Annotated in this window: 10 protein-coding genes and 1 other RNA gene; 4 read left to right on the plus strand and 7 right to left on the minus strand. The window is 69.2% G+C overall.

The window, feature by feature from the left end:
* Positions 1-56: 56 nt before the first annotated feature.
* Positions 57-448: RNase P RNA component class A (rnpB, locus tag RUH65_RS13795), an RNA gene on the minus strand.
* 76 nt (positions 449-524) lie between these two features.
* Between rnpB and RUH65_RS13800 the strand changes: the two genes are divergently transcribed.
* Positions 525-1,340: a peroxide stress protein YaaA gene (locus RUH65_RS13800; RefSeq protein ID WP_313818157.1), complete on the plus strand. Its 816-nt coding sequence runs from the start codon at positions 525-527 to the stop codon at positions 1,338-1,340.
* Between the two features lie 75 nt (positions 1,341-1,415).
* On the opposite strand, the gene RUH65_RS13805 is transcribed toward RUH65_RS13800, so the two are convergent.
* From RUH65_RS13805 to RUH65_RS13820, 4 genes are all read right to left on the minus strand, one after another.
* Positions 1,416-2,858 (minus strand): S-layer homology domain-containing protein, encoded by a 1,443-nt coding sequence (locus tag RUH65_RS13805; RefSeq protein WP_313818158.1) that lies wholly within the window; start codon positions 2,856-2,858, stop codon positions 1,416-1,418.
* Between the two features lie 151 nt (positions 2,859-3,009).
* A complete protein-coding gene (locus RUH65_RS13810; RefSeq protein ID WP_313818159.1) occupies positions 3,010-4,011 on the minus strand; it encodes a reverse transcriptase-like protein in 1,002 nt (333 codons plus the stop codon).
* Positions 4,012-4,107: 96 nt separating this feature from the next.
* Positions 4,108-4,854, minus strand: coding sequence for a DNA-binding protein (locus tag RUH65_RS13815; RefSeq protein ID WP_313818160.1), 747 nt, complete (start codon positions 4,852-4,854; stop codon positions 4,108-4,110).
* Positions 4,855-4,878: 24 nt separating this feature from the next.
* A complete protein-coding gene (locus tag RUH65_RS13820; protein WP_313818161.1) occupies positions 4,879-5,769 on the minus strand; it encodes a Nif3-like dinuclear metal center hexameric protein in 891 nt (296 codons plus the stop codon).
* A gap of 156 nt (positions 5,770-5,925) precedes the next feature.
* On the opposite strand from RUH65_RS13820, the gene msrA reads away from it, so the two are divergent.
* From msrA to epsC, 3 genes are all read left to right on the plus strand, one after another.
* Positions 5,926-6,459 carry a peptide-methionine (S)-S-oxide reductase MsrA gene (msrA, locus tag RUH65_RS13825; RefSeq protein ID WP_313818166.1) on the plus strand — a complete coding sequence of 178 codons (534 nt, stop codon included), beginning with the start codon at positions 5,926-5,928 and terminating at the stop codon, positions 6,457-6,459.
* Positions 6,460-6,532: 73 nt separating this feature from the next.
* Positions 6,533-7,468 carry a cysteine synthase A gene (cysK, locus tag RUH65_RS13830; RefSeq protein WP_313818162.1) on the plus strand — a complete coding sequence of 312 codons (936 nt, stop codon included), beginning with the start codon at positions 6,533-6,535 and terminating at the stop codon, positions 7,466-7,468.
* A gap of 71 nt (positions 7,469-7,539) precedes the next feature.
* Positions 7,540-8,124: a serine O-acetyltransferase EpsC gene (gene epsC / locus RUH65_RS13835; protein WP_313818163.1), complete on the plus strand. Its 585-nt coding sequence runs from the start codon at positions 7,540-7,542 to the stop codon at positions 8,122-8,124.
* 77 nt (positions 8,125-8,201) lie between these two features.
* On the opposite strand, the gene gndA is transcribed toward epsC, so the two are convergent.
* Both gndA and ppk2 read right to left on the minus strand, forming a co-directional pair.
* The gene (gene gndA / locus RUH65_RS13840) at positions 8,202-9,680 is read right to left on the minus strand and encodes an NADP-dependent phosphogluconate dehydrogenase (RefSeq protein ID WP_313818164.1); all 1,479 of its coding nucleotides are present in this window, start codon (positions 9,678-9,680) and stop codon (positions 8,202-8,204) included.
* Between the two features lie 175 nt (positions 9,681-9,855).
* Positions 9,856-10,767 carry a polyphosphate kinase 2 gene (ppk2, locus tag RUH65_RS13845; protein ID WP_313818165.1) on the minus strand — a complete coding sequence of 304 codons (912 nt, stop codon included), beginning with the start codon at positions 10,765-10,767 and terminating at the stop codon, positions 9,856-9,858.
* Between the last annotated feature and the right edge of the window lie 124 nt (positions 10,768-10,891).

The following is a 10,891-nucleotide window of genomic DNA, read 5'->3' on the forward strand; positions in this document are numbered from 1 at the left end:
CCTGTCGGCCTTCCGGGGGTTCGTCGGTTCTGAGCCTCCGGTGGAGGAGCGTGGGCGGGACAGGCTGGCTTGTACGCCGGGTTCTGTACCGGGAGCGGTCACCCGCTTCCCAGCGACGGCCATCCATCTAGGCCCGCCGTTGCCGACGGGCTCGAGCGGCCAACCCGGATGCTCGGGCGGGCAGCCCTCGAACACATCCTGTTCGGCCTTGCTCCGGATGGGGTTTACCGAGCCGATCCGGTCACCCGGACCGCTGGTGGTCTCTTACACCACCGTTTCACCCTGACCTGCCCGCCTGATGCACGCACCAGTCGGGCAGGCGGTCTGTTTTCTGTGGCACTGTCCTGCGGGTCACCCCGAGTGGGCGTTACCCACCATCCTGCCCTGTGGAGCCCGGACGTTCCTCACGGCACCGAGAACCGGCGCCCTGCGGCCGTCCGCCAGCCTGTCCCGGCGCACCAGTCTACCGGCGGCCGGTCCCGGCGGTGTCCGCGGGGCTCGGCACGGATCGCTAGGCTGTTTCGGTGCTCATCCTGTTGCCGCCCTCCGAGGGCAAGACCGCTCCCCGTTCCGGCGCTCCCCTGGACCTCGCCTCCCTCGTCCTGCCCAGCCTGGCCGGCGAGCGGACCACGGTCATCGGCATCCTCGCCGCTGCCTCCGCCACACCGGATGCGGCCCAGGTGCTGGGTGTGGGCGAGACCGTGCGGGCGGACATCGACGCCAACGTGGTGCTCACGGAGTCGCCTGCGGCTCCGGCCCACCAGGTCTTCACCGGCGTCCTCTACGACGCCCTCGACTACGCCTCCCTCCCCGAGACGGCCCGCCGCCGGGCCCGGGACAAGGTCCTGATCTTCTCCGGTCTGTTCGGGGCTCTCTCCCTGGGCGACCACATCCCGAACCACCGCCTGTCCGTGACCAGTTCCCTGCCCGGGCTGGGCCGCCTGTCCAGCTGGTGGAAACCACGGCTGACCCCTCCATTGGATGCCCATGCCGAGCACACCGGCGTCATCATCGATGGCCGCTCGGGCGGCTACGCGGCGCAGTGGAAGGCCCCGGCGGCGATCACCGCCACCGTGGACGTCTTCCAGATCCGGAACGGTGAGCGCAAGGTCGTCTCCCACTTCGCCAAACACACCCGTGGCCTCGTGGCCCGCGAGCTGCTGCTGGCCGGCCCCCGGGTCGTGAAGTCACCCGAGTCCGCCGCCGAGGTGATCGCGGCCGCCGGGTCCGCCGAGGGCACCCATGACTGGTCCGTGGACCTCGTGCCGGGGACCGGGACCAAACCGTCGAGCCTGCAGATCACCCTTCCGGACGAACACACCACGGTCGGCGGGTCCTGACTCCTCGTAGTTCGGATCGGGCGATCTGCCCGAGCTCCAGTCGCCCTTCTGCAGGTACGTGACTGGTTCCCCAGTTCAGCGGGAGGCAAGCACCTCGGCGAGCTTGGCCGGCCCGGAGGGGGCGATCTCCCAGTGATCCATACCTGGCTTGATGGTCAGGGACGTTTCCATGCCCTGGCCCGAGTAGAAGGCAGAACCGAGGCGGGCAGCGTGCACGGCGTCGAAGTTCCCGGAGGCCCCGCCACGGGAGGGCGTGTCGTCGGCCCCGACCACCCAGTGCATCTCGTAGTTCTTCATCAGGGCGCTGGAGATCGGGCGGAGCGGTGCCTTCTGTCCGTAGATCCCGCCGCCAGCCACCAACACGGCCGCCCCACCGGTCCATCCGGCGGAGTGGGAGTTCATCATGTGCCGGGCAACGGTGTCGGCTCCTCCGGAGTACCCGGTCCAGTACACCTGGTTCAAATCCAGGTCGTACTTCTTGCCCAGGTCTCTGAGCAGGTCTGCCGCGTACTTCCCGGAACTGTCCTTCCGCCACCAGGTGTTGGTGCCCTGATCGGGGGTGCCGGGGACGACGAGCATCAGTCCGTGCCGCTCGGCAAGCTTCTCGTAGGCCGGGACCGTGGACCACTGCGGTTCGCGGTACTCGAAGCCGCCGTCGCCGTGCAGGTGGATCACGATGCCGTGCGGCCTCGTCCCGTTGAGGTGCCCGGCGTACAGGTGGTACTGAGAGCTGACCGTGCCGTTGCTGAAGGTGAGAGCCTGGGCGTCCCGGTAGATGCCGCCCTTGCCGCCGGTGGAGTTCACGGGTCCGGAGGACTCGCGCACCGGCACGGTGTAGGTGGACGGCGCGCCGTTCACCCGGGTCTCGAGGGCGTAGAGGAACTTGGCGGATTCCCCGCGGGTGACGGGACGGTGGGGACGGAAGGTGCCGTCGGCATATCCGGAGACCATTCCGGTGCCGTAGAACCAGGCGGCCGGGGTGTAGAAGTTGTCTCGAGTGCTCATGTCCGGAAACGGTGACGTGGCTGGGGCTAAGGCCTGGTCATCGGACATGCGGTAGAGAAAGGCGGCCAACTCGCCGCGCGTGATGGGCCGGTCCGCCCCGAAGGTTCCGTTGGCGTAGCCGGCCGTGTATCCCTTGGCCTGCATCCAGGAGACCGCGGTGAAGGCGGAGCGGGAGGTGGGAACGTCTGTGAAGTCGATGTGAGTACCGGCCCTGTGGGTCTCGCCGGAGAACCGATAGAGCAATTGCGCGGTCTCCCCGCGGGTGATCTGCTGGTGCGGGGCGTAGGAGCCGTTGGTGTAGCCGGTGCTGATCTGTTCACAGCGGAGCCAGGTGATGGGGTCGTAGAAGTTCGCCCCGCGGGGGACGTCGGTGAAGTCGGGGGTGGCGCAGGGCTTGGTGGCGGCGGCCTCCGCCGCAGGGGCGGTACCGGCGGAGACGGGCCCTGCAAGGGTGACGGTGACGGTCAGTATGGCCATGACGCCGGCAATCCGGCGGCGGTGCGTGGCGAGCATGATGTTCCCTCTGTGATGACATGACAGGAGCAATCGTGGCGCCCCTGCGTCGGAAACTATGCGGCATCGTGCTCTGCAGCGGTTCACTCTCGACCTCGGCGCCGGTTCTTCCCTTCGCTGCGGGCTCCTCCGCGCCAGGGTACGGCGGGCGCTAGGCCGGCTCGGCCACGAGTTCGACCTCGAAGCCGTTCGGCGCCTCCAGGTAGGCGGCGTAGTGGTTGCGGCCACCGGCGAAGGGGTGCCGGTCCGCGAACAGGAGGGCGAAGCCACGGCTTCGGGCGGCCTCGGTCAGCGCATCGACCTCCGCCCGGGAGCCCGCGTGGAACGCCATGTGGTTCAGGCCCGGGCTCAGCCGGTCATGGCCGCTGGCACGGACGTGCGGGCCCGACTCCAGGACCAGGTACTCCCCCGCCCCCTGGTAGCTGGTCCCCTCGGACCATTCGCCGCTCACGTCGTAGCCGAGTTCCTGGAACAACCAGCCCAGGCTCGACCGGGCCACCTCGAGATCCCCCACCCAGATCTCCACGTGGTGCAGTCGTCCTCGGCGCCGCGGAGGCACGACGCCGGCCGGGGCGGCAGCCCCGGCCGGTTCCGTCTCCCGCGCCCCCGGGGCGATCGGGCCGGCGTCGGGGGCGGTGGTGGGGGCTGGGGCTGACGCACTGGTGGGGGCTGCCCCGGTCACCTTGATGCCGGACGTCTCCTTGACCCACGCCGTGCCGGAGGCCCCGGCGTCCATGGCCTCATTGGAGAGGAGGTCGGCGTCCTTGTTCTTCGCCCGCGGGATCCACTCATAGGTGACCTGACCAGCGGGAAGGATGGCGCGGGCCTCGGCGGCCAGCTTCTGCATGTCGGCGTGCTTGATCTTCCAGCGCCCGCTCATCTGCTCCACCACCAGCTTGGAGTCGAGCCTCACGTGCACGGCGGCGTCCGGGTCGATCTGCCGGGCCATCCGCAGTCCGGCGATCATGCCGGAGTACTCCGCCACGTTGTTCGAGGCCCGCCCCAGCGGCTGGGCGTCGATGTCCAGGACCGCACCGGTGTCCGGATCGCGGACCAGCGCTCCGTATCCGGCCACACCGGGATTGCCGCGGGAGCCGCCGTCGGCCTCGACATACAGGAGACGGCCGGCGGAGGGGGTGGACTGCTGGGGCACGCGGAGATCTCCTAAGGAGGGTAAGGACTGTGTGGATGGTGTGGATGGTGTGGATGAGGCGGGATGCAGCGGTGGTGATGCGGGAACTGGTCGAGTCTAGGCCTGTTCGGCGCGGACCAGGATCGCCCCCGAGTCGGGGCAGTAGGCCAGCGTCTCCACGGGCGTCTGTTCGATCTGGGCCAGGTCGGCGGGGCTGAGCGGCATGCCGGAGGCCTCGGACCGGTTGCCGACAAGCCGGGCCGCGCCGATCCCGCCGTTGCGTTCCCGGATCTTGTCGTAGCGGCCCACCAGGTCGGCGGGCAGGGTGGCGGCGAGGGCCTGTCGCTGTCCGGTGAGTTCCTTGCCCTCGGAGGCGACGCCGGCCGCCTCCTCCTTCAGTGCGGCACCGCGTTCCTGCGATGCGGCCTGGGCCGCGGCGAGGAGGCGCTGGGCCTGGGCGTCGGCCGCCTCGGCCTGCTCGGCGGCCTCCATGGCCTCCAGCTCGGTGCCCTCGTGCTCGTCCTGCAGGGCCTTGAGCGTCTGCAGCTCGTGCATCATGTTCTCGAGGTCCTTGGCGGACCCCTGTCCGGCATCGAGGCGCTTCTGGTTGCGGTCCCGGTGATCCTGCACGCCGGCCACGGTGGCCTCGGCCTTCCGGACCGCCTCCCGGGCCTCGGTCAGGGAGACGGCGGTCTGCTCGGCGGCCCGTTGGTGATCGGCCAGCTCCTGCTGGAGCCGGGCGTAGTCCGGGTCCTGGCGCAATTGCTGCATGCGGTGCCGAGCCCGGTCGAGGGCCGTGTCCAGTTGCTGGAGTTCCAGCAGACGCAGCTGGTCGGCGAGGGGAACGGTGGGGGCATTGCTCATGGTGGTGTCCTTACGGTTCGGTGGTCACGGCCCGGGCGTCAGGACGAAGTCCCACGGGTCGGAGTTGTGGGAGCTCACGGCGATCTCCACGTCGAAGCCGCGATCGGTGAGCAGGGTGTCCAGGGCCTCGGCGGCGGCGGGCAGCCACAGCCATTCACTGCCGAAGTGGGAGACCTCCACGAGGTAGGGGCGGCCCCCGGTCAGCCGGGCGGCCTCCCGCAGCTCGGAGGCGGGATGGTGGCGGAGGTCCGCGGTGACGTAGACGTCCGCCTGGGCGGCGCGGACCTGGTCGAACAGGCTGTCCCCGGCCCCTCCGCAGACGGCGACGGTCTGGATGATCCCGTCCCGGTCGCCGGCCACCCGTACACCGCCGGCGACGGCGGGCATAGCTCCGAAGACCCGGGCGGCGAACTCCGAGAGCGTGAGCGCATGGGGCAGGCGCCCCACCCGGCCGATGCCCTCCTCGGTCAGTCCGCCGGGAGCCGGGGCCAGTGGCACCACCGATTCCAGCCCGAGGATGTCAGCGAGGACGTCCGAGACCCCGCCAACGGCGGAGTCCGCATTGGTATGGGCGGTCAGCAGGGCGCAGCCACCCTCGATCAGGGTGTGGACCGCCTGTCCCTTGTAACCGGTGGCGGCCACCGAGGTCACGCCGCGCAACAGCAGGGGATGGTGGGTGACGAGCAGCTGGGCGCCGGCTCCCACGGCCTCGTCCACCACGTCCTGGACGGGGTCCACCGCGAAGTGGATCCGTCCCACCGGTTGCCCGGGGCGGCCGGTCACCAGACCGGTGGCGTCCCAGGGCTCGGCCAGGGCGGCCGGCCATAGCTCCTCGAAGCACTCCAGCACCTGGGCCAGGCTCGGCGTCGCGGTGGTCGGAGTGGGGGGATCCGTGGCGTGGGTCTCGGCGCTCATGGTGCCATTCTGCCTGAGACGGGAATGAACGCAGCCAGCGGGGTGCTGTAGGGGAATGTGAGTGATCTCGACAACGCCCCTGAAGCCACAGATGCCACTGACGCCAGCGAAGCCCCGGCCTCCGAGGCACAGCGCTCGTCCTACCGCGTGCTGACCATGGCCGGCGGATGCTTCTGGTGCCTGGACGCCGTCTACCGGCGGATCCGCGGAGTCACCTCCGTGGAGTCCGGCTATACCGGCAGTGACTGGCCGAACCCCACCTACGATTCCGTCTGCTCGGGCCGCACGGGCCATGCCGAGGCCGTCCGCGTCGGATTCGACGAGTCCGTCGTCAGCGCGGACCTGATCCTGGACCTCTTCTTCACCGGACATGACCCGACGACCCTCAACCGCCAGGGCCACGACGTCGGCACCCAGTACCGGTCCGCCCTGTTCCCGGCGGACGCCGCGGACGAGGAGCTGTACCGCGCAGCCATCCGGCGTAACCAGGAGAACTGGGAGGACCCCATCGTCACCACCCTCGAGCCACTCGGCACGTGGCATCCGGCGGAGGACTTCCACCAGGACTTCTATTCCACCCGCCCGGACGTCGGCTACTGCCACGTGATCATCACCCCGAAGCTGGCCAAGGTGCGCCAGCGTTACTCGGAATGGCTCGTGGAACCCTCGGAGAACGTCGGCCTGTCCTAGGCTGGCGTCAGCACTGTTTTGCTGGCCTTCTCCCGGCTCGCCCACGTCCACCGTTTCTGGAAGGAACACCGTCTTGGCCACTATTCTGAACAACATCACCGAAGCCGTCGGCAACACCCCGCTGGTCATGCTCAACCAGCTGACCGAGGGCCTTCCGGGCAAGGTCGCCGTCAAGGTCGAGTTCTACAACCCGGCCAACTCCGTCAAGGACCGCATCGGCCGTTCCATCGTGGACGCCGCCGAGGCCTCCGGCGACTTGAAGCCTGGTGGCACCATCGTGGAAGGCACCTCCGGCAACACCGGGATCGCGCTGGCCATGGTGGGAGCGGCGCGCGGGTACAAGGTCATCCTCACCATGCCGGAGACCATGTCCAATGAGCGCCGGGTGATGCTGCGCGCCTACGGGGCGGAGATCGTGCTGACCCCGGGTGCCGACGGCATGCGCGGAGCGCTGGAGAAGGCCCAGCAGATCGTCGCCGAATCGGACAACGCCATCTGGGCCCAGCAGTTCGCCAACGCCGCCAACATCGAGGCCCACTACTCTTCCACCGGTCCCGAGATCTGGGACGCGACCGACGGCCAGGTTGACATCTTCGTCGCAGGCATCGGCACCGGCGGCACCATCACCGGCGCCGGCCGCTACCTTCGAGAGCAGAAACCGGACATCAAGATGGTCGCGGTGGAACCGTCCGACTCCCCCATTCTCTCCGGCGGCAAGCCGGGACCCCACAAGATCCAGGGCATCGGTGCCAACTTCGTACCGGAGATCCTGGACACCGAGATCTACTCCGATGTCTACGCCGCCACTCTCGAGGAGTCTGTCTCCACCGCCAGGGCTCTCGGCACCCGAGAGGGCATCCTCGGCGGGATCTCCTCCGGCGCCATCGTGGCGGCGGCCCTCCAGCAGGCTGCCCTGGAAGAGAACCGTGACAAGCTCATCGTCGCCGTCGTCTGCGACTTCGGGGAACGCTACATCTCCACGGTCCTCTACGAGGACATCCGGGGCTGACCGGCCGGTCTTCCCCTCCCTGACCCGGCATCCCGGCCCCAGTCCGGAGCCACCCGATCGAAAGGCCACCAGTGGGTTTCCTGTCCCGCCTGAAGGAAGACATCGCGAATGCCCGGTCCCATGACCCGGCGGCGCGGGGGAACCTGGAGGTCGCCGTCGTCTACTCAGGTCTGCACGCCATCTGGACCCATCGGCTGACGCACCAGATGTGGCAGCACGAGAAGCTCAAGACGCCGGCTCGGGTGCTCTCCCAGGCCGCCCGGACCCTGACGGGCATCGAGATCCACCCCGGGGCCACCATCGGCCGCCGCTTCTTCATCGACCACGGCATGGGCGTGGTCATCGGTGAGACCGCGGAGATCGGCGACGACGTGATGCTCTACCACGGGGTCACCCTCGGCGGGCGCTCCCTGGAACAGGTCAAGCGCCATCCCACCCTGCAGGACGGCGTGGTGGTCGGGGCCGGGGCGAAGATCCTGGGCCCGGTGGAGATCGGCCAGGGCTCCTCGGTGGGCGCGAACGCGGTGGTGGTCAAGGACACCCCGGCGGACTCGATCGCCACCGGCATCCCCGCGACCTTCCGGCACCGTTCCCCCAAGGAACAACTGCCGGCCGTGGATCCGGCGGAGTACGTGGACCCCGCCATGTGGATCTGACCGGCGCAGCACCGAGAACACCACACCCCGGTACGACGACGGCCGGCACCCTCCTCCGTGGTGTCGAGGGCTGGGCCTCAGGCCCCGACCTCGGTGCGGTCCCCAGACCAGAGCGTGTGGAAGGTGCCCTCACGGTCGGTGCGGAGGTAGGTGTGCGCGCCGAAGTAGTCACGCAGACCCTGGGTGAGGGCCGCGGGCAGGCGGTCGCGGCGCAGCCCGTCGTAGTAGGACAGGGCCGAGGAGAAGACCGGCACGGGCACCCCGGCGGCCACGGCGGTGGCCACCACGCGGCGCCAGGCCGGCAGCGCCGCGGCGATGGCATCCCGGAACTCCGGGGCGAACAGCAGGTTGGACGGCTGACCCTCGGCGGTGGTGCCGGGTTCCGGGTGGCGGGTGGTGTCCCGGCCGCCGAACGCCTTCATGATGACGTCGAGCAGGTCGGCACGGATGATGCAGCCGTCCCGCCAGAGCGAGGCGATGGTGCCCAGGTCCAGCGACCAGCCGTATTCGGCGGCGGCGGCGGTGAGCATGTCCAGGCCCTGGGCGTAGGACACGAGCTTGGAGGCGTACAGCGCCAGGCGCACGTCCTCCACGAAGGCCTCACGGTCCGACTCCTGCGGGGCGGTGACCGGGTCGGTGCCCGCGGCCAGCACCTGCTGGGCCGTGGCGCGGATCTCGGGCTGGCTGGACAGCGACCGGGCGAAGACGGACTCGGCGATCGCCCCGATGGGCGATCCGAGGTCCAACCCGGAGATGGCGGTCCAGCGGCCGGTGCCCTTCTGCCCGGCCTGGTCCACGATCACGTCCACGAGGGGCTTGCCGGTCTCCGCGTCCACGTGTCCCAGGACCTCGGCCGTGATCTCGATCAGGTAGGACGCCAGGTCGGTGGAGTTCCACGAGCGGAAGATCCCCGCCTGGTCGGCCGGCTCGATCCCGCCCACCGAGCGCAACAGGTCATAGGCCTCGCCGATGACCTGCATGTCCGCGTACTCGATGCCGTTGTGGACCATTTTGACGAAGTGACCGGCGCCGTCCGTGCCGATCCAGGCGCAGCACGGATCGCCCTCGTAGTGGGCGGAGATGTCCTCCAGCAGGGGGCCGAGTGCCTCATAGGACTCCTTGGGCCCGCCGGGCATGATCGCCGGGCCGTTGAGCGCGCCCTCCTCTCCGCCGGACACGCCGATGCCGACGAAGTGCAGGTCCTGCGCGGCCAGGGCGGCCTCACGGCGGCGGGTGTCCTCGTAGTGGGAGTTGCCGGCGTCGATGACGATGTCGCCGGGCGCCAGCATCGGCACCAGCTGGTCGATGACGTCATCCACCGGCTGGCCGGCCTTGACCATGATGAGCACGCGGCGCGGCACGGCCAGGTTCTCGACCAGTTCGGCCAGGGTCTCGGTGGGGATGAAGGTGCCCTCACTGCCGTGCTCGGCCACGAGCGCATCGGTCCGGGCTCGGCTGCGGTTGTGCAGGGCCACGGTGTACCCGTGCCGCGCGAAGTTCCGGGCCAGGTTGGCCCCCATGACCGCTAGTCCCGTGACGCCGATGTCAGCCTTCATGCCATTCCTTCCCAGCACGCTCGGTGCTGCTACCAACAGGGGGTGGGCCACCGCCCGTGGAGGGGCGGTGCGACCGTGCTCCAGCCTACGCGGTCGCGGGCCCCACCCACCGCCGCTCCGAGACCGGGCCCTCTCAGAACGGGCCAAGCCCGGCGCAGGTCCGGACGGCCGCGAATCAGTCTCCGACGGCGTCGCGTCCGCGGCGGACGATCAGTGGATCGGGGATGCCGATGACCTCGTGGTCCTTGCCGTCGTACTCGAACTGGGACAGGAAGTACCTCATGGCGTTGAGCCGGGCCCGCTTCTTGTCATTGGACCGGATGGTGGTCCATGGCGCGTGGTCGGTGTCCGTGTGGAGGAACATGGCCTCCTTGGCCGCCGTGTAGTCCTCCCAGCGGTCCAGTGACTCCAGGTCCATCGGGGAGAGCTTCCACTGGCGCACCGGATCGATCTGGCGGATGGCGAAGCGCGTGCGCTGTTCGGACTGGGTCACGGAGAACCAGAACTTCGTCAGGTGGATCCCGTCATCCACGAGCATCTTCTCGAACAGCGGCACCTGGTTCATGAACGTGGTGTACTGCTCGTCCGAGCTGAACCCCATGACCCGCTCCACCCCGGCGCGGTTGTACCAGGAGCGGTCGAAGAGCACGATCTCACCCTCGGTCGGGAAGTAGTTGATGTACCGCTGGAAGTACCACTGGCCCTGCTCGCGGTCCGAGGGTTTGTTCAGCGCCACCACGCGTGCGGTGCGGGGGTTCAGGTGCTCGGTGAAACGCTTGATCGTGCCGCCCTTGCCGGCCGCGTCTCTGCCCTCGAAGACGATGATGTGCCGCTGATCGGTGTCCTCGCCCCAGTACTGCAGCTTCAGCAGTTCGATCTGCAGCTTGTACTTCTCGAGCTCGTACTCCTCACGGGACAGCCGCGTCTCGTAGGGGTAGTCCTCCTGCCAGGTCTCCACGGCCCGCCCCTGGGGGTCGATCAGGTCCGGGTCCGGGGTGTGCCCGTCGGTGACGGTGTACCCGCCGTTGCGCAGATGATCGATGAACTCGCGCAGGTTTTCCCGTGGAGCATCAGGGCTCAACAGCATGTGGTCTCCTTCTACGCCGGGCTGGGATTTCATTCTCCATCATCGGACGGACGCGTGACGGACCACGACCTCCCGTGCCGCCCCCCGGTGAACAGGCCGTCAACAGTCCCGGGAACGACGACCG

Source organism: Citricoccus sp., from assembly GCF_032154715.1.
Taxonomy (GTDB): domain Bacteria; phylum Actinomycetota; class Actinomycetes; order Actinomycetales; family Micrococcaceae; genus Citricoccus.